This is a genomic window from Methylobacterium sp. Leaf466 (assembly GCF_001425565.1).
Classification (GTDB): Bacteria; Pseudomonadota; Alphaproteobacteria; order Rhizobiales; family Beijerinckiaceae; genus Methylobacterium.
The window spans coordinates 26,676-51,288 of sequence record NZ_LMRC01000008.1; the positions used below are offsets into that span (position 1 = coordinate 26,676).

Consider the following 24,613-nt stretch of genomic DNA (forward strand, 5'->3'; position numbering starts at 1 on the left):
AAATGGGGGCTTGATCTGCGCGTCTTCAGTTCCGAAGTCCTGAACTATGGGACTAGCGGCGACCATCCCGGTGCCGGCCCAGGGTCGAAGGATAGCACGGATGTCGAAGCTCGACGGGAAGGTCGCCGTGGTGACCGGCGCATCGAAGGGGATCGGCGCGGCCATCGCCAGGGCGTTGGCGAAGGACGGCGCGGCGGTGGTGGTCAACTACGCCTCGAGCAAGGCGGGGGCGGAGGCCGTGGTGGCCGCCATCACCGCGGCGGGAGGCCGGGCCGTCGCGGTCCAGGCGGACGTCTCGCAGGCGGCGCAGGCGCAAGCGCTGATCGAGGCGGCGGTCGAGGCGTTCGGCCGCCTCGACGTGCTGGTCAACAATTCCGGGGTCTACGAATTCTCGGCGATCGAGGAGGTGACCGAGGCGCACTACCGGCGGCTCTTCGACGTCAACGTGCTCGGCGTCCTGCTGGCGACCCGGGCGGCCGCAAGGCACCTCGGGGAGGGCGGCAGCATCGTCAACATCTCCTCGGCCATCACCCGCGTGAATACGCCGGCCGCCTCGGTCTACTCCGGGACCAAGGGCGCCGTGAACGCGATCTCGGGCGTGCTCGCCAACGAACTGGCGCCGCGCAGGATCAGGGTCAACGTGGTCAGCCCCGGCTTCGTGGTCACCGAGGGCACCCATGCGGCGGGCATCGTCGGCTCGGAGATGGAAGCGGGTCTCGTCGCGCAAACGCCGCTCGGCCGCTCCGGCCAGCCCGACGACATCGCCAGCGTCGTGGCTTTCCTCGCCTCCGACGAGGCCCGCTGGCTCACCGGCGAGGAGATCACCGCCAGCGGCGGCATTCGCTGAGGGCCGACGACCCGCGACGGGTCTGTGCGCTGCAGCACACCGGCGCACGGGCACTTGTTTGCCGAGTCAAGAACCCCAGATACAACAAACGCATGACGTTGCCGTGTCCTGGGCCGAATCGGTCCGGGCTTGGGATCTCTTCGGATCGCCCCGACGACGGCTCCCCGCCGTCGGGGCGATCCGTGGGGACGCGACGCCGTTATCCACAGGCCGGGCCCTGCTTGCCCCCGCGCGAGCCCTGGCCTCCACGAGTCTTGATATCGATGAACCAACTCGTCCGCCTATCCCAGATCGGCGAGGCCGATGCCATCGCCGAACCGTCCGCCGACCTGCGCGTGCCCTTCGCGCAATCGGGCGCGTTCGTCTGCAAGTTCATCATCGGCGAGCCCAACGACCAGGCCGTATGCTGCGGCGCGCCCGTGCCCGACGGCAAGAGCTGGTGCGCCTTCCACCGCCGGATCGTGTTCGAGCCGGCCCGTCCCGGCCGCATCCGCTGATCCGCTCAGGCTAAACGTCCCGCGTCCGTACGCGAGGGCCGCCGCGATAGCCTCGAGTCCGCTGGCGCCTTTGCCACGGCCATGCTCTTCTCGCCACTCCGCGAGGGGAGGGGGCCGCGATGAGGGAACCGGGCGATCTCGCTCGCCTGCTGTCCGTCAATCCGTTCTTCGCCAGCCTCGGGCCCGAGGCGGTGGCGGCCATCGCCGGCCTCTGCCTCACCCGCGGCTTCGAGGCCGGCCGCACCCTGTTCCTGAAGGGCGACCCCGGCGACGCCCTCTACGCCATCCGGCGGGGCCAGGTGCGGATCGTGGCGGCGACCGGGGACGGCCAGCGCCGCACCCTCAACGTGCTCGGCGCCGGCGACGTCTTCGGCGAGGTCGCCCTCCTCGACGGCCGGCCGCGCACCGCCACCGCCGTGGTGAGCGAGGCGGCAGACCTGTTCGTCGTGCGCCGCGGCGATCTCCTCGCCCTCCTCACCCGGCGCCCCGAACTGGCGATCCAGGTCATCGAGCTCCTGTGCGCGCGCATCCGCTGGATGAGCGAGCAGGCCGAGGAGGCCGCCTTCCTTCCCCTGGACCGGCGCCTGGTGCGCCGCCTGATCGGTCTGGCCGAGGATTTCGGCACGGAGATCGCGGTGTCGCAGGAGGACCTGGCCGGATTCGTCGGCGCCACCCGCGAGAGCGTCAACCGCCAGCTCCAGGTGTGGAAGCGGGCCGGATTGATCGCGCTCGGCCGCGGGCGCATCCTGATCCGCGACGCGGATGCGCTCGCCCGCCTGGCGGGACCCTCGGACGGATCGTGACGTGCGGATGCGCTCAGCGCCTAGTCGGCATCCGGGCCACGGTCGGCCCGGGACCGCTGTCGCGTTCGGCGGCCGGCGCCGGAGACGGAGAACCATGACGGTCGATCGATCGATGAGAGCCGTGCCCATCCTGGCCGCAGCCCTGCTGCTGGCCGGCGTGGGAGGGGCTTCGGCTGAAGGCTGCCGCACCACCGCCTTCACCGATCCGCCGCGCGAGGTGCTCGCCTGCGCCGACGGGCTCACCGTCACCGCCGAGAAGCAGGCCGACTATCGCCTGATCGAGCGCGAAGGGCGCCCCGTCGGCGCCGAGCTGCGGGGGCGGGGGATCCTGATCGAGGTCCCGCCGGGGCGCCGCAACGGCTTCCAGGTCCTCACCCCCCACGCCATCGCCTCGGTGCGCGGCACCACCTGGGCGGTGGACGTCACGGGCCGGGCCACCGCGGTGTTCGTGCGCGCCGGCCGCGTCGCCGTCTCCCGGCCGCAGGGTTCGAGCCTCCCGCAGGGTTCGAGCGTCACCCTCGGCCCCGGCGACGGGGTCGATGTCGAATCGACCGGCGGGTTGACGGTCCGGCAATGGCCGCGCGAGCGCGCCCTGCATCTGCTCGCCCGGTTCGGCCGGTGAGGGCTCCAATGGGCATGAGTGCGTCGATCCACCGGGCTTTCGCGGACGGACGTGCTTGCGGGGGAAACCCGACCCGGACCTCGTCCTGATGCGGGGGGCGGAGCGGGGCGGGGGGCTGCTGCTGCTGGCGGCGCTCGGCCTCGGCCTCGCCTGGAGCCTCGCCCTGGTGCTGCCGCACCTGCGCGGGCAGGCGAGCCTCCTCGACCGGATCGAGGCGCCGCTGGCCGACCTGCGCTTCCTCGTCGCCGGGCCGCGGCCGGCCCCGGCCGACGTCGTCGTCGTCGCCATCGACGATGCCACCATCGCGGCCGCCGGCGCCTATCCCCTGCCGCGGGCCTATGTCGCCCGGCTGCTGCGGGCGCTGTCCTCGGCCGGTGCGAGGGCGATCGGGGTCGACGTCCTGTTCGTGGCCGCCGGCACCGAACGGGACGACGCCGATCTCGCCGCCGCCTTCTCCGAGACCCGGGCGGTGATCGCCATGGCCGCCCTGTTCCCGCGCCTCGGCGACGAGGCCCGCGCCAGAGCCGGTGCGCTCGCGAACCTGCCCGTCGCCGAGCGCCTGCTGCGGCCCGCCGACAGGTTTTCGCAGGCGGCCGGCCTCGGCCTCGTCAACGTCGCCACCGACCACGGCGGCATCGCCCGCCACGTTCCCCTGCTGGTGGTGGCGGAGGGAGAACTGCAGCCGTCGCTGCCGCTGCGGCTGGCGGCGCTGGCCGCCGGGCGCGACCCGGATTTCGGGCCGGACGCCGTCACCCTCGGCGGGCTCACCGTTCCCCTCGACGTCGGGGCGAGCCTCGCCCTGCGCTTCTACGGGCCGCAGGGGACCGTGCGCACCGTGAGCGCCGCCGACGTGGTCAAGGGGCGGGCGGGCGGCGTCGGCCTGCGGGGCCGCCTCGTCCTCGTGGGGGCGACCAGCCCGGGGAGCGGCGACGTGCTGCCGACTCCCTTCGACCGGGTGCTGCCGGGGGTCGAGATCCTGGCCACCGCCCTGGCGCATCTCACCGCCGGCGATGCGCTGGTGCGCACCGCCACCGTCCGGCGCATCGACGCGGGCATCGCCCTGCTGCTGCCGGCCCTGGCGATCCTGCTCGTCGCCTTCCGGCGCGTCGCCCTCGGCCTCGGCCTCGCGTGCCTCCTCGTCGCTCTGACGGCGGGAGCCGTGACGGGGCTGTTCGCCTACGGCATCTGGCTGAGCCTGGCGCTGCCGCTCGCCGCCGTCGCGGTACCGGTGCTCGCCTACCTCGGCGCCCGGCTCTGGCTCGACCGGCGCCAGGCCGTCCGGCTGACCCGCGACCGCGACGCGCTCCTGCGCTTCCATCCCCCGGCGGTCGCCGCCCGGCTGGCGCGGGAGCCGGACTTCCTCGTCGTGCCGGTGGAGCAGGCGGCCGCGGTGCTGTTCGTCGACCTCTCGGGCTTCACCGGCCTGTCCGAGCGCCTGGGGCCGGCCTCGACCCGCGCGCTCCTCAAGGACATGCACGACATCGTCGAGGATGCCGCCACCCTGCGCGACGGCTCGGTGACGAGCTTCATGGGCGACGGCGCCATGATCCTGTTCGGCCTGCCCGAGGCGCGGCCGGACGACCCCGACCGGGCGCTCGCCACCGCGCGGGATCTGGCCGCCCGCTTGGCGGCCTGGCTCGACCGCGAGATCGGGCCGGGGCAGGGGGGCGTCCGCATTGGTGTCCACTCCGGTCCGGTGGTGGTCTCGCGCTTGGGGGGCACGCGCAACCAGCACATCACCGCCACCGGCGACACCGTCAACGTCACGAGCCGGCTCCTCGACATCGCCAAGGCCGAGGGTGCCCCGATCGTGCTCACCGGCGACCTCATCGCCGCCCTCCACCGGCCCTCCTCCCTGCCCGAGCCGCCCGTGCTCACCGCCCGGGCGGTGCGCGGGCGGGCCCGGCCGATCACGGTGCACTGCCTGGGCGCGCCCGTGTGAGGCCCGCCGGTATCGGTTCGCCCCCGGACGCGCTATCGGACATGCAGACGGCAACGAGCCTCGGGGGAGGGTGACGAGTGGCGGCGCGCGCAACGCGATGGCTCCGGGGTCTGTTGGCCCTCGTGCCGGCGGTCGGCCTGACCGTCCTGATCGTCGATCCCCCCTTGCGCGAGGCCGCCCTGGCGCGCCTCCACGCCCTCGCCGATCCACCCCCGCCCGAGCGCCCGCACCTGCCGGCCCAGCGGGTCGCCGCCGAGGAGGGGCGCATGGTGGTGCGCCTCAAGCCGGCCGAGCAGGCACTGGTGGGCATCGAGACCCGCGTCGTGCCGGCCCTGGCGCACCGGGCCGAGCTGCAGGCCTACGGCAGCGTCCTCGATCTCGCCCGGGTCACCGAGCTCACCAACGCCTATGCCACCGCCAGGGCCCAGCTGCAGACGGCGCAGGCCAAGGTCGAGGTCTCGCGCAGCGCCTCGCAGCGGGCCAAGACGCTGGGGCCCTACGCCACCACCGTGCAGGTCGAGACCACCGAGGGCACCTTCCAGACCGACGTCGCCTCCCTGGCGGCGGCGGAATCGCAGGTGCGCACGCTGAGCGCCACCGCCCAGCAGGAGTGGGGGCCGGTGATTGGCCGCGCCATCGTCGAGCGCAGCGCCGCGGTCACCCGGCTGATCGAGCGCAGCGACTTCCTGGTCCAGGTCACCCTGCCCCCCGGCGAGACCCTGAAGGGTCCGCCCGCGGCGGCCTTCGCCGAGGTGCCGCCCCAGAGCGCGCGGGTCGCCCTCGCCTACGTCTCGCCGGCCACCCGCACCGACGCCCGCATCCAGGGCCTGAGCTATTTCTACACCGTGCCCGGCAACAGCGGCTTCCTGCCGGGCATGAGCATGCTCGTGTTCCTGGCCGGCGACCGCACCGTCACCGGCATCAGCGTGCCCGAGGACGCGGTGGTGCATTGGGGCGGGGGCACCTGGGTCTACCGGGCGGTGCAGCCGGGCGCCTACGTCCGCCACCCGCTCAAGGCCGATCCGGTGATGGCCGACGACGCCTACGTGGTCGACGACCTGCCCGGCGGCACCGAGATCGTCCTGCGCGGCGCCCAGGCGCTCCTGTCCGAGGAGATGAAGGCCCAGCTCCAGGTCTCCGGCGGCGTGGACAACGACTGACACGGTTCCCGCTTGGATCAAGCGGGACCCGTATCACCAAGCCCGCGGGGCGCCTGAGCGACGCCGACATCCGCATGGCGAAGCCACCAAACGGATTTCGTATGACCAAGGACACCCTGCCCTCGGGTCCCCAGGCCGCCCTCGTCGCCTTCGCCGTGCGGTTTCGCGGCATCGTGCTCGCCCTCGCCCTGGCACTGGCCGGCTTCGGCGTGGCGACCTTCGGCGACGCCAAGTACGACGTCTTCCCGGAGTTCGCGCCGCCCTCGGTGGTGATCCAGACCGAGGCGCCAGGCCTCGACCCCGAGCAGGTCGAGGTGCTGGTGACCCAGGCGATCGAGGTGTCGGTCAACGGCCTGCCCGGCCTCGTCACCCTGCGCTCGAACTCGATCCAGGGCCTCTCGGTGATCACCGCCACCTTCCGGGCCGGCAGCGACATCTACCGGGTCCGCCAGCTCGTCACCGAGCGGCTGACGGCGCTGGCCGGCCGCCTGCCCCAGGGCGTGCGCGCCCCGGCCATGACCGCCCTGACCTCGGCCACCAGCACGGTCCTCCTCGTCGGGATGACGGCGCCCGGCCGCTCGCCGATGGAACTGCGCACGCTCGCCGACTGGACCCTGCGCCTGCGGCTGCTGGCCGTGCCGGGCATCGCCGAGGTCTCGGTCTACGGCGGGGCGGTGCGCTCGCTCCAGATCCAGGTCCGGCCCCACGACCTCATCCGGTTCGGCATCGGCATCAACGACGTGCTCGCCGCCGCCCGCAAGGCCACCGGCGTGCGCGGGGCGGGCTTCCTCGATACGGCCAACCAGCGCGTCACCCTCCAGACCGAGGGCCAATCCCTCGGCCCCGAGGCGCTGGGGCGCACGGTGCTCGTCAACGAGGGCGGCGCCAGCGTGAGCCTGGCCGACGTCGCCGACGTGGTCGCGGCCGGCGAGCCGCCGATCAGCGCGGCCCTGGTCGACGGGGTGCCCGGCGTCCTCGTGATGGTCGGCGCCCAGTACGGCGCCAACACCCGCGAGGTCACCGCCAGGGTCGAGGCGGCCCTGGCCGAACTCGCCCCCGCCCTGGAGCGCGAGGGCGTCACCCTGCGCCCCGACCTGTTCAAGCCGGCCGCCTTCATCACCCTGGCCAACGCCAACGTGCTCCAGGCCCTGGGGCTGGGCGGCATCCTCGTGGTGATCGTGCTGTTCGTGTTCCTCTACGACTGGCGCACCTGCGTCATCAGCGCGGTGGCGATCCCGCTCTCGCTGATCGCGGCGGTGCTGGCGCTGCAGGCGATGGGCGAGAGCCTCAACACCATGACGCTGGGCGGCCTCGCCATCGCCATCGGCGAGGTGGTGGACGACGCGGTGATCGGCGTCGAGAACGTGGTCCGACGCCTGCGCGAGAACCGCCGCCTCGGCCGTCCCCGCGAGGAGGGCAGGGTGGTGATCGACGCCATCCTGGAGGTGCGCACCGCGGTGGCCTACGCCACCTTCGCGGTGCTGCTGGTGTTCCTGCCGGTGCTGGCCCTGTCCGGCATCGCCGGCCGGCTGTTCGGGCCGTTGAGCCTCGCCTACATCCTGGCGGTGGTGGCTTCGCTGGGTGTGGCGCTCACCGTGACCCCGGCGCTGGCGATGCTGCTCCTGACGGGGCGCGATGGGGCCCAGGCCGGCGACCCGCCGGTGATGCGCTGGTCGCGCGCCGCCTACGCCTGGTCGCTGGCAGGGATCGAGCGGGTCTCGGCCGCCGTCGTCGCCCTGGCGGTCGTCCTGACGCTGGCTGGCGCCGCCCTGGTGCCGGGCTTCGGCAGCACCTTCCTGCCCGACCTGAAGGAGGGCCACCTGATCCTGCACATGGCCGGGGCGCCGGGCACCTCGCTGCAGGAATCGATGCGGCTGGGCACCCGCATCACCGCCGCCCTCAAGGCGATTCCCGGCATCCGCGCCGTCGCCTCGCAGATCGGGCGGGCCGAGGCCGGCCAGGACACCGCCGGCACCCATTACAGCGAGATCCACATCGACCTCGACCCCGGTCTCGGGGGGGCGGCGCAGAAGGCGGTGGAGGCCCGCATCCGCGCCGTGCTGGCCGATTTCCCCGGTGCCGCCTTTTCGCTCAAGACCTTCCTCACCGAGCGGATCGAGGAGACCGTCTCGGGCGCCGGCGCCCCCATCGTGATCGGCGTGTTCGGCAACGACCTGACCCGCATCGAGACCGCGGCGGCGGACATCGCCCGCGAGGTCGCCGAGGTCGCGGGCGCCACCGACGTCCAGCGCAGCGCCCCCCCGGGCCTGCCCCAGGTCAACGTCTCCCTGCGCCCGAACGACCTGCGCCACTGGGGGCTCGAAGCCGTCGACGTCCTCGAGGCGGTGCGCACCGCCTACCAGGGCGACGTGGTCGGCCAGACCTACGAGGGCAACGCCGTCTTCAACGTCCTCGTCATCCTGGCCGCCCAGCCGCGCGGGCGCCCCGGCAGCCTCGGCGAGCTGCCCCTGCGCACCCCCAACGGCCGCTACGTCAGCCTCGCCCAGGTCGCCGACATCTACGCGACCTCGGGCCGCTACCAGGTGCAGCACCAGGGCGCCCAGCGGGTCCAGACCGTCACCGCCAACGTGCAGGGAAGGGACGTCGCCGCCGTCATGGCGGCGGTCCGCGCCAAGATCGCCCGCGAGGTCGCCCTGCCCCCCGGCGTCTACCTCGGCTACTCGGGGTCGGCGGAGGTGCAGGACCGGGCCCAGCGCGACCTCCTGCTCTATTCTGGCTTTGCCGGGTTCGGCATCCTGATGCTGCTGGCCGTCGTCACCGGGTCGGTGCGCAACCTCCTCCTGGTGCTCGTCAACCTGCCCTTCGCCTTCGTGGGCGGCGTGCTCGCGGTCGCCGCGAGCGGCGGCGTGCTGTCGCTCGGCTCCATCGTCGGCTTCGTGACGCTGTTCGGCATCTCGCTGCGCAACACCATCATGATGATCTCCCACTACGAACACCTCGTCACGATCGAGGGCCGGGCCTGGACGCTGGCCACCGCCATCGACGGCGCCGCCGACCGGCTGGTGCCGATCCTGATGACCTCCCTGGTGACGGGCCTCGGCCTCCTGCCCCTGGCGCTGGGGGCGGGCGAGCCCGGCCGCGAGATCGAGGGGCCGATGGCCCTGGTGATCCTCGGCGGCCTCGTCACCTCGACGATCCTCAACCTGATGATCCTGCCGACGCTGGCGCTCAGGTTCGCGCGGTTCGCCGGGGGCAGGGGGGCTGCCACCGATCCGGTGCCCCTGCCCCGATGACGATCATCCAGGCCCTCGGACGGCGCTTAGCCAGCCGTCGCGGAGCCGGAGGGGGTCGGATCCGGAGGCGGCAGGCCGCCCCCCCGGACCCCCGCCGTCGCCATGGTCCGCTATTCGCATAAGATATATTATGGAACATGGAGACGCTAGGTACTTGGGGGAAGGGGACTTTCCTGCCCGATGCGCTCCTTGTGAACGACCTTCTCGGTTGGGCCGTGCCTTCCGTCGGAGGCTTACCCCTCGTAGACCGGACCGCTCCACAAGGATTCACCATCCCCGTCCAGGCTGGATTCACCACGGATGCAGATACGGCCGGTCGAAGCGCGGCCGTTCCATTGGGTGTGGGATGCCCTTAACATGATCGCGCAATCGTCATAATCGTCCTCCAAAGGGAAGGCGGTGTCCGTGATCACCCGCCGGACCGCCGCGACCGAGCCGAGCCTCATGCCCCGCCCCTGCCCGAGCCTCCCGTCCCGCTCCCGCCTCCTGGCCGCCGTCGGTCTGGCTGCGGCCTGTCTCGGAATACCCGGATCGGGAACTCCGGCGCGGGCCGAACCGGTGGCCCCGCCGGCCGCCGTCACCGTGGCGACGGGGTTGCCGCGCCTGGCCGCCCGGCTCGCCGAGGGCGGCGAGGTCCGCATCGTCGCCTTCGGTTCCTCGTCCACGGAGGGCATCGGCGCCTCCTCCCCGGCCTCGACCTATCCGGCGCTGCTGCAGCGCGACCTCTCCGAGAGCCTGCGCCTGGGCGTCGCGGGCCGGCCGGCGGTGACCATGATCAACCGCGGCAAGGGCGGCGACGACGCCGAGGCCATGGCCCGCCGCCTCCAGCGCGACGTGCTCGCCGAGCGCCCAACCCTGGTGATCTGGCAGACCGGCAGCAACGACCCGATGACCGGCGTCTCCGTGGAGCGCTTCGCCAAGCTCACCCGCGACGGCATCGCGGCGATCCGTTCCACCGGCGCCGACGTGGTGCTGATGGACCAGCAATGGTGCCGGCGCCTCAGCGGCATCGACGGCGCCGAGCGCTACGGCGCCGCCCTCCACGCCCTGGCCGAGGAACTCGGCGTGCCGGTGATCCGCCGCCACGCCCTGATGCAGACCTGGGTCGCCAAGGGCCTCCTGACCCCGACCCAGATGATCGGGCCCGACGGGCTGCACATGACCGACGCCGGCTACGACCGCCTCGCCAAGGCCGCCAGCGTCCAGATCCTGACCCAGGCCGGCCTCGCGCCCACCGCGCCCAGGCCCTGACGGAATTCTTAACCGGTCGCGGCTAGACCGTCGGCTCGATCTCAAGGTGCCCCGGGGCATCTTTATCGGGATGGTCCGATGCTCCAGGCTCCCATCGTCGCCGACCGCATGGTCGGCGTGCATGCGCCGATCGCCCTGGCGGTCGTCATTCCGACCCGCAACGAGGCCGGCAACGTCGTCTCGCTCCTGGCCTCCCTCGACGCCGTCCTCGACGGCATCGTCTGGGAGGCGATCTTCGTCGACGACGATTCGCAGGACGGTACCGCCCGTCTCATCCGCGAGATCGGCCGCACCAACCTGCGTGTGCGGGTGCTGCAGCGGGTCGGGCGCCAGGGCCTCGCCTCGGCGGTGATCGAGGGCATGCTGGCGACCTCCGCTCCCGTCCTCGCGGTGATCGATGCCGACCACCAGCACGACGAGACCCTGCTGCCGCGCCTCTACGCGGCGGTGGCCGAGGACGGCCACGACCTCGCGGTGGGCTCCCGCCACGCGGCCGGCGGGGGACTCGGCGACTGGTCGTCCGAGCGCCGGGCGGCCAGCGGCCTCGCCACCGCGCTGGCCCATCGCCTCCTGGCGACCCCGCTCTCCGACCCGATGAGCGGCTATTTCGTGATCGCGCGCGGCGCCTTCGAGGAGGCCCTGCCCCGGCTCTCCGGCATCGGCTTCAAGATCCTCCTCGACATCGTCGCCTCGGCGCCGCGCCCGCTGCGGGTGGTCGAACTGCCTTACGTCTTCCGCAACCGCACGGTGGGCGAGAGCAAGCTCGACCTGATGGTGGCGACGGAATACCTCACGCTCCTCCTGGAGAAGACGGTGGGGCGCCTGGTGCCGGTGCGCCTGATCCTGTTCCTGATGGTGGGCGGCCTCGGCCTCGGGGTCCACCTCGGCGTGCTGGGGCTCGTGCTGGCCACGGGGCTCGCCGCCTTCGTGGTGGCGCAGGGCCTCGCGGTGGGGGCCGCCATGACCTTCAACTACGCCCTAAACAACGTCTTCACCTATCGCGACCGCCGCCGCCGCGGCTGGGCCTTCGTCACCGGGCTCCTCAGCTTCTACGCGGTCTGCCTCGTCGGGGCCGCCGCCAACGTCGGGGTCGGCAGCCTGATCTACGAGGCCGACCAGAGCTGGTGGCTGTCGGGCGTGGCCGGGGCGGTGATCGGCTCGGTGTGGAATTTTGCGGCTTCTTCGGTCGTGACGTGGCGCAAATGATCCGGCGCAAGTGACGCGATGAGGCCCTCCGGTTTCGTCACACGCTTCGCCGGCTGGCCGCCCGCCGCCGCCCGCCTCGTCCTCGCCGGCCTCGCCGCGCTGATGCTCTACGGGGCGGCGATCGGGCTGGTGCCGGGGCTCGCCCCGCCGTTGCCGCCGTCCCTGGCGGCAACCGGGGACGACCCCCAGGCCTCGGACGCCGCCCTCTACGGGGCGATCGCCGCGCGGGTCGCGGGCGGGGAGGGGTACTACGCCGCCGCCGTGGCCGAGCACCGGCTGCGCGACTACCCGCTCAAGCCCTTCGTCACCGTGCGCCCGCCGACCCTCGCCACCCTCCAGGCCGGTCTCGGGATGGCCGGCGCCGGCCTCCTCCTCGCCCTCCTCGTGGCGGTTGCCCTGGTGGTGCTCGCCCGGCGCCTGGAGACGGCGCTGCCCGGCGGGCGGCGCTGGATCGTCGTCCTCGCCCTCGTGGCGGTGGGCATCAGCTTCGCGCTGCTGCCCGTCTTCGTGGTCTGGCACGAGGCCTGGGCGGCGGTGCTGATCGTGCTCTCCCTCGCCTGCCGCTCGCCGCGGCGCTACGGGGTCGGCCTCCTCGTCGGCCTGTTCGCCGTCGCCATCCGCGAGATCGCCCTGCCCTACCTCCTGGTGATGGCGGTGCTCGCCGCCCTCGAGGGCCACCGGCGCGAGGCCCTCGCCTGGTTCCTGGCGATCCTCACGGCCTGCGGCCTGCTGGCGGCCCATGCCGCGATGGTGGCGGCCGCGATCCTGCCCACCGATCTCGCTTCGCAGGGCTGGCTGCGGGCGGCGGGCTGGCCCTTCGTCGTCACCACGATCCGCAACTGCACCGCCCTCGCCTTCCTGCCGCTGGCCGCCGCGGGCGTGCTGGTGCCGGTCTGTCTCCTCGGCTGGGCGGCCTGGGCCGCGCCGCTGGGCAACCGCATCGCGCTGCTGCTGTGGGGTTACGCCGGCGCCTTCCTGGCGTTCGGCCGGCCCGAGAACTTCTACTGGGGGCTCCTGGTGGCGCCCCTGGTCCTGGCCGGCCTCGCCTTCGCGCCGGCCGCCCTCGCCGACCTGTGGCGGGCCGCCTTCACAGGTCGACGCTGATCCGCAGCCCGTCGTGGGCCGGCACCACGTGCGGCGGGAGCCTGGCCGCCAGCGTCGCGTAGTCGAGGTCGGTGTGGAGGTTGGTCAGCACCGCCCGGCGCGGGCGCACCTCCTCGATCAGGGCGAGCGCGTCCGAGACCGAATAATGGGTCGGGTGCGGGGTCTCGCGCAGGGCGTCGATGACGAGGAGGTCGAGGCCCTGGAGCTGCGCCTTGCTCGCCTCGGGCATCACGCTGACGTCGGGGGCATAGGCGATCGGGCCGAAGCGGAAGCCGTGGGCGCTCTCGCGGCCGTGCTCCATCCCGAAGGCCGCCGCCGTGATGGCGCCGCCCTCCCCCCGGATCGAGACCGGCTCGCCCGGCGCCAGGTCGTTCATGTCGAGGATCGGCGGATACTCGCTGCCGGGCGGGCTCGCGAAGCAGTAGCCGAACCGCATCTCCAGGAGCGCGCGGGTCTCGGGGTCGGCATAGACCGGGATGCGCCGGCGCATGTGGATGACCAGCGGCCGCACGTCGTCGATGCCGTGGGTGTGGTCGGCGTGCGCATGGGTGAACAGCACCGCGTCGAGGCGGCGGACCTCGGCCGCCAGCAGCTGCTCGCGCAGGTCCGGCGAGGTGTCGACGAGGAGGGTGGTGGTGCCGTGATCCCCCCGCCCCTCCACCAGGATCGAGCAGCGCCGGCGCCGGTTCCGCGGCTCGGCCGGATCGCAGGCCCCCCAGCCGTAGCCCACCCGCGGCACGCCGCCGGACGAGCCGCACCCCAAGATCGTCAAGCTCAGCGAGCGCATCGGCACCTCCCGGCCCGTTCGTAACGGAGCGGGCAAGGGCGTGTCACCTCCCCCCGCCCATCGGTCGTGTCCCGGTTCGGTCGCCGCGAAAACACGAGCCTGCCGAACGATGCGCGTCCGGCCCCGACATGTCAGAACATCCCGTTCGGATGGGCCGAGGTGTCGGGCAGGATCTGCAGCACGTCCCAATGTTCGACGATCCTGCCGCGTTCATCGAGCCGGAAGATGTCCATCGCCGCGTAGTCGTGATCGCCCGGCCAGTGCTGCAAACAATGCAGGACGACGAGGTCGCCTTCGGCGACCGCGCGCTTCACCTCGACCCGCTTGCCCGGCCATTCGCGCGCCATGCGCTCGAAATACGCGATGAAGCCGTCCTTGCCCGTCGGCACATGCGGATTGTGCTGAACGTAGTCGTCGCCGACGTAGCGCTCGATCGCCTCGCGCGGCCGGCCATCGTTGAACATCAACGCGTAGAAGGCGATCACGGTCGCCTTGTTGCGCACGAGGTCCGTCATCTCATCCCTCTCATGCGATCGGTCGGTCTGCGACGACGGGACCGGTCCGGCCGACATAAGCGATGAACCCACGGCCGGATCCCGCATCCAGGCCCTACCGACCCGCCGCCGGCACGGCCTTGTCGAACAGCCGATGGAAATTGGCCGTGGTGAGGGCGGAAAACGCCTCGACCGGCAGGTCGAGGAACCCCGCCAGGGAGCGTGCCGTGTCGGCGGTGTAGGCCGGCTCGTTGGTGCGGCCGCGATGGGGTTCGGGCGCCAGGAACGGCGCGTCGGTCTCCACCAGCAGCCGGTCGCGCGGGACCCGTGCCGCGATGTCGCGCAGCGCGTGCGAGCGCCGGAAGGTGACGATGCCGGAGAACGACACGAACAGCCCGAGTTCGACGCCGACCTCCGCCAGCCGCGCGCCGGACGAGAAGCAGTGCAGCACCGCCTTGAAGGCGCCCTGCCCCATCTCGTCGACGAGGACCGCCTCCATCTGCGCGTCGGCGTCGCGCGAATGGATGACGAGGGGCAGCCCGGTCTCGCGGGCCGCCGCGATATGCGCGCGGAAGACCCGCTCCTGCACGGCCTGCGGCGCCGCGTCGGCGTAATGGTAGTCGAGCCCGGCCTCGCCGATCCCGATGCAGCGCGGGTGGCGCGTCAGGGCGACGATCTCGGCCGCCGGCACGTCCGGCTCCTCGCCGGCCCCGTGCGGGTGGGTGCCCACCGTGTGCCAGATCTCGGGATGCGCCTCGGACAGCGCCTCGTAGGTCTTCGTCTTGGCGATGCGCGTGGAGATGGTGAGCATCCCGCTCACGCCAGCGGCTTTGGCGCGTGCGATCACGCCGGGCAGGTCGGCGGAAAAATCGGGGAAGTCGAGGTGGCAGTGGCTGTCGATGAGCATACGGAGCGGGGTGTTCCTTGGTGAGCCTACGAAAAGTCGTGCGGGTCTTCGCGGCCTGAAGGCGGATGGAGCCGACTATGCCTCCGGTGACGGCGCGGCCATAGCGCCCCGGTCAATGCCCCTCCTACGACGACGATCCCGGCCAGGACGCCGAGAGAAAGTGCGATCCATTCCGGCATATCCATGACGTCCCGAGCACGGGTCGATGCAGGGCGCTGGCCGATATCCGCGCCCGGCACGTCGAGTCCGGGCCGGTAAGGGCGATGTCTAACGCGCGCTCTCCTTCGCCTTCACATAGCTCTTGAGCACCGCGTTGATGCGGGATTGGTAACCTTTGCCCTGGCTTCGAAAGTGCCGCAACACGTCGGGGTCGAGCCGCAGGGTGATCTGCTCCTTGGTCTCGGCTCCGACGGGTTGCGCCGTGTCCCAGAAGCCGGGCGGGATCGTCCCGGCATCCGGGTCACTTGCAGCCCGCGCTTCGGCGTCCTCGTCCGTGAGCGCCCTGAAGGCAGGGCTCAGCGGCGGCGCCGGCGGCATCGCGTCGAACTCGTCAAACCGGACCAGCGTCTCGCGCTTGGATGTATGCTTCCCGGTCATCACGACCTGCCTTCCATGCTGAGATGATGCGGATGTCTCCGCCGCGCTGCGTGTAGACGACACGCAGCACCGCCTCGTCGTACTGGCCCAGGGCGATGAAGCGACGCTCGCCGTAGTCGCGGCGGATGTCCTCGCGGACCAACCTGAAGCCCCGAAAGATCTCAGCGGCCTGCTGGAAGCCGACGAGGTGCTTGGCCTGATTGGCCGCATCCTTCCTGGCATCCCACTGAAACCCCATGGTTCACATGTAACCACAAGACGTAACGCCTGGAAGACGGTGTTTCGAAATCAGCTTGCGGACGCCTCCGGCTCTACGAACCTTGGAAACAACCCGCTCGGCGCGGGCAGGGCCGTACCCGGCACCAGCCGCCCACCCTCCCCTACATCGGCGAGCAGGCGCCGCTCGGGTGGCACGCCGAGCAGGTCGAGGAGCTTTGCCGCCGAGCCCGGCATGAACGGCTGCACCAGGATGCCGATGGCGCGCAGGGTCTCGGCCACCACGTAGAGCGAGGCGCCCATCCGGGCCGGGTCGGTCTTGCGCAGCACCCAGGGCTTCTGCGCGTCGAAATAGCGGTCGGAGGCCGTCACCACCGCCCAGATCTCGCCGAGCGCGGTGTGCAGCGCCAGCTTGTCCATCGCGCCCCGCACGGTGCCCGGCAGCGCGTCGGCCAGCCCCAGGAGGGCACGGTCCTCGTCCGTGAACTCGCCGTGCTCCGGGACGACGCCCGACAGGTTCTTGGCGATCATCGAGAGCGAGCGCTGCGCGAGGTTGCCGAGCCCATTCGACAGGTCCGCCGTGTAGCGCGCGATGATCGCCTCGTGGCTGTAGTTGCCGTCGCCGCCGAAGGGCACCTCACGCAGTACGAAGTGGCGCAGCGCATCGACGCCGTAGGTGGCGATCAGGTCGAAGGGGTCGACGACGTTGCCGAGCGACTTCGACATCTTCTCGCCCCGCGTCAGCAGGAAGCCGTGGCCGAACACGCGCTTGGGGAGCGGCAGGCCCGCCGACATCAGGAAGGCCGGCCAGTACACGGCGTGGAAGCGCACGATGTCCTTGCCGATCACGTGCAGGTCCATCGGCCAGAATTTCTTGCGCGCGTCGGCCTCGTCGGGAAAGCCGGTCACGGTGAGGTAGTTGGTCAGCGCGTCGACCCACACGTACATCACGTGGTCGGGGTGGCCCGGCACCGGCACGCCCCAATCGAAGTTGGTGCGGCTGACGGAAAAGTCCTTGAGGCCGGAGCGCACGAAGCTCGCCACTTCGTTGCGGCGGGTCTCAGGGCCGATGAAGTCGGGCTGGCTCTCGTAGAGGGCGAGCAACCGGTCCTGATACGCGGACAGACGAAAAAGAAAATTCTCCTCCTCCATCCAGGTCACCGGCGTGCCGGTGGCCTTGGCCACGGGCGTGCCGTCGGGGCCGGTCTCGAGTTCGTCCTCGGCGTAATAGGCCTCGTCGCGCACCGAGTACCAGCCGGCGTATTTCGACAGGTAGATGTCGCCGTTGGCCTCCATCCGCTGCCACAATTCCTGCGCGGCCGCGTAATGGTCGGCCTCCGTGGTGCGGATGAAGCGGTCGAAGCTGCAGTCCAGCGCATCGGCCATGGCCTTGAAGCGCGCGGCCATGTCGTCGACGAGTTCGCGCGGGCTCACCCCGGCCCGCGTCGCGGTCTGCTGGATCTTGAGGCCGTGCTCGTCGGTGCCGGTGGAGAACAGCACCTCGAAGCCGTCGAGGCGCTTGAAGCGGGCGATGGCGTCGGTGGCGATCACCTCGTAGGCGTGGCCGATGTGCGGCGCACCGTTGGGGTAGGAGATCGCGGTGGTGATGCCGAAGGTCTTTGGGGCTGCCGGGTCTGTCACGTCGAGGTCCCCCGGAGACGCGGGTTCAGGGAAGAGGTGCATGGAATCGTCCCGATGGGTTGCGCGGGTCCGCGCCCTCGGTCAAGCCGGCGTGCGCATCGAAGCGGCGAGATCGCCGAACAGCGACAGGACCAGCGGCCTGCGGTCGAGGTTGTAGGTGGCGGCCTCGGCCGCGGCGCGGGCGATGCCGTCGCAAACCTCCACCAGGGCGGCCAGCCGCGCGGGGGGCTCGTCCCGGCGCCGGTGCAACTCGTCCGAGACGAAGCGGAACACCGTGTCGAGGCTGGCCGCGAACAGGTCGTCGGCGTCGCGGCCGGCGAGCTTGTCCGCCAGCGCCAGGATGCGGCGCCAGTCGGGATGGTCGAGGCGGGCGAGCAGGGTCTCGACTTCGGTGACGAGGCCGGCGGTGGCCGGGTCGAGCAGCGCCACCGCCCGCGCCACCGATCCTTCGCAGAGGGAGGCGGCCCGGGCCAGGGCGGCGGGCTCGGGCTGGACGAAGGGGTTGGGAAAGCCGCCGATCACCTGCGCCACCTCCCCCGCCCCGAGGGGACGCAGGCTCAGGGCGCGGCAGCGCGAGCGGATGGTGGGCAGGAGCCGGCCCGGCGCATGGCTGACGACGAGGAAGAGCGAGCGCGGCGGCGGCTCCTCGATCATCTTGAGGAGCGCATTGGCCGAGTTGGCGTTGAGGTCCTCGGCGCTGTCGACGATGCAGATGCGGTAGCCGGCACCGCCGGCGGTGGCGCCGAACAATTCCAGCGCCTTGCGCGCCGCATCCACCGAGATTTTGGTCGGAAGGCTCTTGGCGCCGGGGGGCTTGGTCCGCCGCAGGGCCTTGAGGTTGGGATGGGACAGGATCGCCACCTGCCGGGCCGCCGGGTGGCCGGCCGGCACTTCGAGGTCGTCCGGCACCGGCCCCGCCTCGGGATGGGCCAGCAGCCAGCGCGCCACCCGGTAGGCCAGGGTCGCCTTGCCGATGCCGCGCGGGCCGCCGATCAGCCAGGCGTGGTGCAGCCGTCCGGAGCCGATCGCCGCGGCGATCGCGGCCTGTGCCTCGCCGTGGCCGACCAGTGCCGTCTGCTCGCGCGGACGCGGAATGTCGGGTAGGTCGCCGGGCTCGAGCGTCTCGGCGCTGCGCTCAGGCGGCATCGTCGTGCGTCCCCTGCGGCCGGTCGGCGGCGAACAGGCGCGGCAGGCGTTCGCTCACCGCCGACCAGATCGTCGCCTCCACGGTATCGGTGTCCTGGCCGGCGTCGATGAGGACGCAGCGCTCCGGCTCGGCCTCGGCGATCGCGCGGAACGCCGCGCGCAGGCGGTGGTGGAAGTCGAGCGCCTCGGCCTCGAAGCGGTCGGGGGCCGCGGCCTCGCCCGCCCTCGCCTCCGCCCGCGCCTTGGCCCGCTCCATGCCGATCCGCGGGTCGAGGTCGAGCACGAGGGTGAGGTCGGGACGGATGTCGCCGACCACCACCCGCTCGAGGCTGGCCATGAGGCCGGGATCGACCCCGCCGGCGGCGCCCTGGTAGGCCCGCGTCGAATCGATGAAGCGGTCGCATAGGACGATCTCGCCGCGGGTGAGGGCGGGCACGATGCGGGTGTCGAGGTGGTCGATGCGGGCGGCGTAGAACACCAGCGCCTCCGCGAAGGCGCCGTGCGGCTTGGCGATGCCCGACAGGAGCGCCTCGCGCAGGGCCTCCGCCTTGGGCGAGCCGCCGGGCTCGCGGGTGGTGAGGACGGGCCGGGGCGTGCGCAGGCGCAGATGCTCGGCGAGCAGGCCGATCTGGGTCGACTTGCCGGCGCCCTCCCCGCCCTCGAAGGTGATGAAGGCGCCCGGGCGGCCGTGAGCGGCGAGGGTTTGGCCGGCGAGGGTTTGGCCGGGGTTCGCCGGTGTCGCGGAGCCGCTCACGAGCCGGTGGTGGCCTTGTCGCCGTCACTGGTGCCGATCGCCTTGCGGAACAGGCCGGTGCCGACCTCCCAGGCCGCGTCGAGGGCGCGCTGGGGGATGCTGCCGGCCTCCACCGTCTCGGCCGCATAGAGGGGCAGGTCGAGGGCCTGGGTCTCGCCGCGGGTGATCCGCAGCCGGGCGACCTGGGCGCCCTCGGCCACCGGCGCCGTCAGCGGGCCGCGATAGACGACGCGGGCCGTGACCTTGTCGCCCGAGCCGCGCGGCACCAGGAGGCGGATCGGCTTCTTGGCCACCAGCGGCACCCCGCCCTTGGCGCCGCCGTAGACCGAGGCCTCGGCGACGCTCTCGCCGGCGGCGAAGATCTGGCGCGGCTCGAAGGCGCGAAAGCCCCATTCGACGAGCTTGCGCGATTCCGCGGCGCGGTCGCGGGCGGTCTTGAGGCCGCTCACCACCATCACGAGGCGCTGGCCGTTCTGCACCGCCGAACCGGTGAGCCCGTAGCCGGATTCCTCGAGGTAGCCGGTCTTGAGCCCGTCGGCGCCGATGTCGAGGGTCAGGAGCGGGTTGCGGTTCTGCTGCTTGATCTTGTTCCAGGTGAACTCGCGCTCGGCGAACATCTTGTAGAGGTCGGGATAGGTGTCGATGAGGTGGATCGCGAGCTTGGCGAGGTCGCGCGCCGTGGTCTTCTGGTCGGGCGCCGAGTAGCCGGTGGCGTTGCGGAAGGTCGAGCGCGACAGCCCGATCTCACGCGCCCGCGCCGTCATCATCCGTCCGAAATTCTCCTCCGAGCCGGCGATGCCCTCGCCGAGCGCGATGGCCGCGTCGTTGCCCGACTGGACGATGAGGCCGCGCAGGAGGTCCGAGAGCTTGATGCGGCTGTTGAGCTGCGCGAACATCGAGGAGCCGCCGCCCCCCGCCCCGCCGCGGCGCCAGGCGTCCTCGGAGATCTGGAACTCGCTGTCCATGGAGAGCCGGCCCTGCCGGATCTCGTTGAACACGATCTCGGTGGTCATCAGCTTGGCCATGCTGGCCGGGGAGAAGGCCTCGTCCGCCTGCTTCTCGAACAGGACGGAGCCGGAATCCGCGTCGATCAGGATCGCGTGCGGTGCCGCCGTCTGGAAACTCTGCGCGGCGGCCTCGCGCAGGCCCAGGGCGGCGGGCAGCACCAGGCACAGGATCGCCCATCGCCGCAGCGCACGCCCATGCCCTGCCGGCTTCCTCTGCCCTGCCGGCTTCCTCGTCGCGTCGTGCATCACTCGCCTCGCAGCGCCGACGCCATCGGCGCCGGCTCGATCTCGTATCCTGCGCGGCACGCTACAGGATTCGGCGCTGAAAACGAACGTGGCTTTGCCGCGGTGCATCGTCGGGATGCACCGGCCGGTCACTCCACCCGGGCGAACTGGGCGCGCCGGGGTTTGGCGGCGACCGGGGCCGCGGCGACCTTCGCGGGCTGCGCCTTGAGGCCGGCCGGTGCGACGACCCTGGTGTCCGCCGGCTTCGTCTCGACGGATCTGGCCCCTGCCAGCAGCACGGGCTTTGCCGGTTGCCCGGGCCTTGCCGGCGGCACCGCGATGCGCCCGGCCATGGGCGCGGAGGGCGGCGCCGGCTGGGCGGCGAGGCGGCTGGGCGGCGCCATCGGCCCGCTTCCGCGCCGGGCGGCCGGCTCGACCCTGGGGGCGTCCTTGACCGTCTCCTTGCCGGCGGCGAGCCTGACGCTCGCCCCGGACCCGGCCGGGCGGTGGCCGGCGAACGCCGACCGGTCGATCTCCTGCCTGTGAATTTCCTGCCTGTGAATCTCCTGGGGAGCGCCTGCCAGGCGGATCGGCGGCGGCGCCAGGCTCATGGGCGCCTTCGTGTTCGCGGAGGCTTGGTTGGTGGAGGCCTGGTTCGCGGAGGCCTGGTGCGAGGGGCGCACCGGCACGAAGGCGGCGGTACGCACCCGCGTCGGCTGCACCGCCGCGGGCACGGCGATGCTCGCCGCCGCCACGACGGTGGGGGCGATGCGGACCGGCCGGGGGGCGGGTTCGTCCACCTCGGCCGCCGGCTTGAAGGCCATGGCCGGGCGCGAGGCGCGCACCGGCATCTCGGCGTCCGGCCCGAGGTCGGCGAGCATCACCGGAGCGGCCCCGCGGATCGCCGCCGGTTGCCCGTCGGTGCGCAGGGTCGCCATCAGCTTGGCGTCGTCGCTGCCGGCGGTGGAGGCCTTGCCGACGTATTCCACCCGCACCTTGGCGGTGCCGCGGCGGCGGAAATCGAGGGCGCTGGCCACCTCCTCGGAGACGTCCATGAGGCGGTTGGCGTGATAGGGGCCGCGGTCGTTCACCCGCACCACCATGGAATGGCCGTTGGCGAGGTTTGTGACCCGGGCGTAGCTCGGCAGCGGCATCGTCGGGTGCGCGGCGGCCACCGAGTTGCGGTCGAACACCTCGCCGTTGGCGGTGAGCCGGCCGTGGAAGGCCGCCCCGTACCAGGAGGCCAGCCCCTCGCGGACATAGCCCTTGGCGTCCTCGCGCGGGACGTAGGTGCGCCCGGCCACCACGTAGGGCTTGCCCGAGAAGCGGCGCCCGCCCCCCTTGGGGATGACGTCGCCCTCCTTGTATAGCCGCGGGCTCGCCTTGACGCCGTACTTCGGATCGATCTCGGAGCCGGACCCGGTCGCGCCGCCGGCGAGCTTCTGCGTCGGGGCCGCGCAATTGGCCGTGGTCAGGGCCAGGGCCGTTACGGCCATCACTCGCCAGGCCGGCCGCACCCGCCAGACCGGCCGCATCCGCGCAGCAGAGTCTCCGGCCTTCCAGATACGCACCATCACGCGATCAAACCCGTGCCCTCAGCCGTGTACGCGACACGGGGCGGCCGCCGGCGCGGAGGGCGAGACCGGCGGACCCTTGTTCGAGACGTTTCAAGCGGCGTCGGGCCGCGCCGCGAACCCGGCGGCGTCATCCCGAAACGAACACTTGTCGAGACGGCGTAAACGAAGCCTGAACGATGACGGGGCGGGTCCGGCCGGCCACCGGGTTATCCCCGAGAATCAACATCCGGAAACCGCTGCAAAATATTGACAGGAAAAAGTAAAGACTACGCCTTCCACGCTGTCCGCAGGACGCCCCGTCCTGCCGGCGCACTCGGCTCGCGTCAGCATCGCCCGATACCTCGGGCATCGCATCAGCGAACGACCGCAACCGGTTCAGCCTAAAGCGTCTTTCGCGTCCACATCAGGCCTGGGCGCGCTCGCCTGGGTGAGATGCGCGATGGAGGGGCTGCCGCGCTGGCGGAACAGCAGGTCGAGGGCCTCCAGCATCAGGGCGTGCATCTTGGTGCGCTCGACGTGGGCGAGGTCGCGCAGCTGATCGTAGACCGGCGGCTCCAGGTAGACCGACATCTGCCGGGCGCGGGCCTTGAGGGTGGCGGGCCGAGCGGCCGGCGCGACGGCCTCGGCGCCGCGCCCGGGGGCGGCGGAGGCCGCCACGATGGCGGCAAGGCTCGGCTTAGGCGGCCGCGACATGCCCGGCTCCGATGTCCGCGATCTCCCGCATCCGCCGCTCGATCCAGCGCCAGAGCCCGCGCACCTCGGCGGCGGCCTGGCCCTTGGGGTTGAACTCGGTCACCCCCTGCCCGAACCCGATCGCGTCCTGGTGGTCGGTGCGCGAGACGATGGTCACGTCGGGCAGGACGCCCAGCACCGAGAGGCCGTCGCTGGCGTCCCGGATGCGGTAGGAGCGCGCCGGGGTCTGGTTGAGCACGAAGGCGAAGGCCTTCTCCAGGCGGTAGATCGCGGCCAGGGTCGGCTTGAAGGCGCGCAGGTCCGCCGGCGTCGGCCGGCAGGGCACGAGGCAGAGGTCGGCGGCGCGGATGGCCGAGAGGGTGCCGGGGGAATCGACGCCCGGAGTGTCGATAAAGACGAAGTCGTAGGCGGTCTCGCGCAGCCGGGCCATCACCCCGTCGATCTGCGTGGCGTCGATCTGCGCCACCTCGGGGCCGTCGGCGGTGCGGTGGTCGGCCCAGTCGCTGATCGTGGCCTGGCGGTCCATCTCCAGGATGCAGACCGAGAGCCCGGCCTCGCGGGCGGCCACGGCCAGCGAGATGCACAGGGTGCTCTTCCCGCTGCCGCCCTTCTGCGTCACGAACGTGATGGCCTGCATCGGGTCTCCTTCGCGTCGGCCCGTCGATCGCCCCGGCCACGGCCCGCCATCCTGTGATGCAAGGATGACCTGATCCGGGTCTGGGTCATCGTGGTTAACGGGTCGTTAACGCCGGCGCTTCGGCCAGGACGCGGCGGGATGCCGCAATAACAATTTGAAGTTGCTTTTCCGGCAGAAGGCGATCCGAGACCCCTTCCCTCATCCCGTTGATATCGATAGCTCTACCACCCGGCCTAGTCACCGGGTGCGCATCGATATCAACCTCAGGTATCGCTACTGTGAGCGCCGGGACCTCAGGCGCGGCACCCATCGCGGATCGACCATGGCGGCTTCCCTTCGGCGACCCTCGCGAGCCCTGCCGGACCTCCGGTCGGCCCTGAAGGCCTCCGGCGTCGTCGGCACCTGGCGCTACGACGTGCCCAAGGCCCTGATCGCCGTCTCCGCCCCTGTGGCCCGCCGGCTCGGCCTGGCGCCGGAGGCGGCGACGCGCGGGCTCCCCCTCGCCGCCTTCGTGGCGGCCCTGCACCGCGCCGACCGGGCCCGGATCCAGGCGGCCTTCGAGGCGGCGGCCGAGCGCGGCGGCCCCTTCGACCTGACCCTGCGGGCCCGGGACGGGGCAACACGGGTGAGCCTGCGCGGCCGCGTTGCCCGCGACCCCCTCGGCCAGCCCCGCCAGGGCGACGGCATCGCGCTGGCCTTCGGGCCGGACGAGGACCCCGAGCCCCAGGCCATCGTCAACCGCATGGCCGAACACGCCATCGCGCTGCGCATCCTCTGCGCCGACTTGCGCCAGCCCGGCCTCTGCGCCGCGGTGGACGACCTGATGATGGAGATCGGGTTCGAACTGGCGCGGCAGCTGGAGGCGGGGCGGGAGGGGGTGCCGCATTGAGGGGGGCGTCGGGTCGAGCTTTCCAGGGTTCGAGGGGCGGTCTATCGCCGACCGATCTCGGACGCCGGGAGATCGTGGCCTCACTCTCGACGTATTCCGCCTGCTTCCGGGTACCGAATATTGATGCGGTCTCGAGGGCGTTGCCGATCCTGCGAAGTGTCTCTTGTCTTTGACGCTGGCGCACGTCGGGCCACTCGCTCTCCCTGACGGTGTTGGCCTCGATGGACAGCCAGCGTCACGACGCGAGAGCCGGGCTTGCCTGACGAGCTGGGGACCCGCAATCTCAGCTTGGCAATACGCTCGATGGGTGTCTGTCGGCGCGTTGCCGCATCGGCCCGCAGGACATGGGAGTTCCGG

Annotated in this window: 23 protein-coding genes; 11 read left to right on the forward strand and 12 right to left on the reverse strand. The window is 72.1% G+C overall.

The annotated features are described in order from the left end of the window. The first annotated feature begins 100 nt into the window (after window positions 1–100). The 10 genes from ASG59_RS05390 to ASG59_RS05435 all read left to right on the forward strand — a co-directional run bounded on the left by ASG59_RS05390 (window position 101) and on the right by ASG59_RS05435 (window position 12,686). Window positions 101–847 (forward strand): glucose 1-dehydrogenase, encoded by a 747-nt coding sequence (locus tag ASG59_RS05390; RefSeq protein WP_056287062.1) that lies wholly within the window; start codon window positions 101–103, stop codon window positions 845–847. A 263-nt stretch (window positions 848–1,110) separates the two neighbouring features. After that, on the forward strand, window positions 1,111–1,344 hold the full coding sequence (locus tag ASG59_RS05395; protein ID WP_055881906.1) for a hypothetical protein: 234 nt from the start codon (window positions 1,111–1,113) through the stop codon (window positions 1,342–1,344). A gap of 119 nt (window positions 1,345–1,463) precedes the next feature. Continuing rightward, entirely contained in the window at window positions 1,464–2,147 is a 684-nt protein-coding gene (locus ASG59_RS05400) for a Crp/Fnr family transcriptional regulator (protein ID WP_056407382.1), read from the forward strand. 94 nt (window positions 2,148–2,241) lie between these two features. Next, on the forward strand, window positions 2,242–2,769 hold the full coding sequence (locus tag ASG59_RS05405; RefSeq protein WP_056287056.1) for a FecR domain-containing protein: 528 nt from the start codon (window positions 2,242–2,244) through the stop codon (window positions 2,767–2,769). A gap of 55 nt (window positions 2,770–2,824) precedes the next feature. Beyond that, complete coding sequence (locus ASG59_RS05410; protein ID WP_156399114.1) at window positions 2,825–4,711, forward strand: adenylate/guanylate cyclase domain-containing protein; 1,887 nt, start codon at window positions 2,825–2,827, stop codon at window positions 4,709–4,711. 113 nt (window positions 4,712–4,824) lie between these two features. After that, complete coding sequence (locus tag ASG59_RS05415; RefSeq protein WP_244475631.1) at window positions 4,825–5,871, forward strand: efflux RND transporter periplasmic adaptor subunit; 1,047 nt, start codon at window positions 4,825–4,827, stop codon at window positions 5,869–5,871. Window positions 5,872–5,972: 101 nt separating this feature from the next. Continuing rightward, on the forward strand, window positions 5,973–9,125 hold the full coding sequence (locus ASG59_RS05420) for an efflux RND transporter permease subunit (protein WP_156399115.1): 3,153 nt from the start codon (window positions 5,973–5,975) through the stop codon (window positions 9,123–9,125). Between the two features lie 399 nt (window positions 9,126–9,524). Beyond that, entirely contained in the window at window positions 9,525–10,376 is an 852-nt protein-coding gene (locus ASG59_RS05425) for an SGNH/GDSL hydrolase family protein (RefSeq protein WP_244475632.1), read from the forward strand. Between the two features lie 78 nt (window positions 10,377–10,454). Continuing rightward, entirely contained in the window at window positions 10,455–11,582 is a 1,128-nt protein-coding gene (locus ASG59_RS05430) for a glycosyltransferase family 2 protein (protein ID WP_056407385.1), read from the forward strand. 18 nt (window positions 11,583–11,600) lie between these two features. After that, on the forward strand, window positions 11,601–12,686 hold the full coding sequence (locus tag ASG59_RS05435; RefSeq protein WP_056407387.1) for a hypothetical protein: 1,086 nt from the start codon (window positions 11,601–11,603) through the stop codon (window positions 12,684–12,686). On the opposite strand, the gene ASG59_RS05440 is transcribed toward ASG59_RS05435, so the two are convergent. The 12 genes from ASG59_RS05440 to ASG59_RS05495 all read right to left on the reverse strand — a co-directional run bounded on the left by ASG59_RS05440 (window position 12,670) and on the right by ASG59_RS05495 (window position 23,367). Continuing rightward, entirely contained in the window at window positions 12,670–13,473 is an 804-nt protein-coding gene (locus ASG59_RS05440) for an MBL fold metallo-hydrolase (RefSeq protein WP_055881881.1), read from the reverse strand. The genes ASG59_RS05435 and ASG59_RS05440 overlap by 17 nt on opposite strands. A gap of 131 nt (window positions 13,474–13,604) precedes the next feature. After that, window positions 13,605–13,988 (reverse strand): nuclear transport factor 2 family protein, encoded by a 384-nt coding sequence (locus ASG59_RS05445; RefSeq protein ID WP_056287005.1) that lies wholly within the window; start codon window positions 13,986–13,988, stop codon window positions 13,605–13,607. A gap of 94 nt (window positions 13,989–14,082) precedes the next feature. Then, entirely contained in the window at window positions 14,083–14,874 is a 792-nt protein-coding gene (locus tag ASG59_RS05450) for a TatD family hydrolase (protein ID WP_056407389.1), read from the reverse strand. A gap of 267 nt (window positions 14,875–15,141) precedes the next feature. Beyond that, window positions 15,142–15,471, reverse strand: coding sequence for a BrnA antitoxin family protein (locus tag ASG59_RS05455; RefSeq protein WP_244475633.1), 330 nt, complete (start codon window positions 15,469–15,471; stop codon window positions 15,142–15,144). After that, window positions 15,425–15,709: a BrnT family toxin gene (locus ASG59_RS05460; RefSeq protein WP_056407393.1), complete on the reverse strand. Its 285-nt coding sequence runs from the start codon at window positions 15,707–15,709 to the stop codon at window positions 15,425–15,427. The genes ASG59_RS05455 and ASG59_RS05460 overlap by 47 nt, the downstream gene beginning before the upstream one ends. Window positions 15,710–15,759: 50 nt before the next feature. Further along, window positions 15,760–17,328: a methionine--tRNA ligase gene (gene metG / locus ASG59_RS05465; RefSeq protein WP_156399116.1), complete on the reverse strand. Its 1,569-nt coding sequence runs from the start codon at window positions 17,326–17,328 to the stop codon at window positions 15,760–15,762. 81 nt (window positions 17,329–17,409) lie between these two features. Then, window positions 17,410–18,474, reverse strand: coding sequence for a DNA polymerase III subunit delta' (locus ASG59_RS05470; protein ID WP_055881865.1), 1,065 nt, complete (start codon window positions 18,472–18,474; stop codon window positions 17,410–17,412). After that, complete coding sequence (gene tmk, locus ASG59_RS05475) at window positions 18,464–19,144, reverse strand: dTMP kinase (protein WP_244475634.1); 681 nt, start codon at window positions 19,142–19,144, stop codon at window positions 18,464–18,466. The genes ASG59_RS05470 and tmk overlap by 11 nt, the downstream gene beginning before the upstream one ends. An 80-nt stretch (window positions 19,145–19,224) precedes the next feature. Then, window positions 19,225–20,481: a D-alanyl-D-alanine carboxypeptidase family protein gene (locus ASG59_RS05480; RefSeq protein ID WP_082494703.1), complete on the reverse strand. Its 1,257-nt coding sequence runs from the start codon at window positions 20,479–20,481 to the stop codon at window positions 19,225–19,227. Between the two features lie 128 nt (window positions 20,482–20,609). Further along, entirely contained in the window at window positions 20,610–21,995 is a 1,386-nt protein-coding gene (locus tag ASG59_RS05485) for a septal ring lytic transglycosylase RlpA family protein (protein ID WP_056407399.1), read from the reverse strand. Window positions 21,996–22,412: 417 nt separating this feature from the next. Continuing rightward, window positions 22,413–22,730 carry a ribbon-helix-helix domain-containing protein gene (locus ASG59_RS05490; protein ID WP_056407401.1) on the reverse strand — a complete coding sequence of 106 codons (318 nt, stop codon included), beginning with the start codon at window positions 22,728–22,730 and terminating at the stop codon, window positions 22,413–22,415. After that, window positions 22,714–23,367, reverse strand: coding sequence for a ParA family protein (locus ASG59_RS05495; protein ID WP_055881858.1), 654 nt, complete (start codon window positions 23,365–23,367; stop codon window positions 22,714–22,716). The genes ASG59_RS05490 and ASG59_RS05495 overlap by 17 nt, the downstream gene beginning before the upstream one ends. A 322-nt stretch (window positions 23,368–23,689) precedes the next feature. On the opposite strand from ASG59_RS05495, the gene ASG59_RS05500 reads away from it, so the two are divergent. Beyond that, window positions 23,690–24,256 carry a PAS domain-containing protein gene (locus ASG59_RS05500; RefSeq protein WP_082528637.1) on the forward strand — a complete coding sequence of 189 codons (567 nt, stop codon included), beginning with the start codon at window positions 23,690–23,692 and terminating at the stop codon, window positions 24,254–24,256. The last annotated feature ends 357 nt before the right edge of the window (window positions 24,257–24,613 follow it).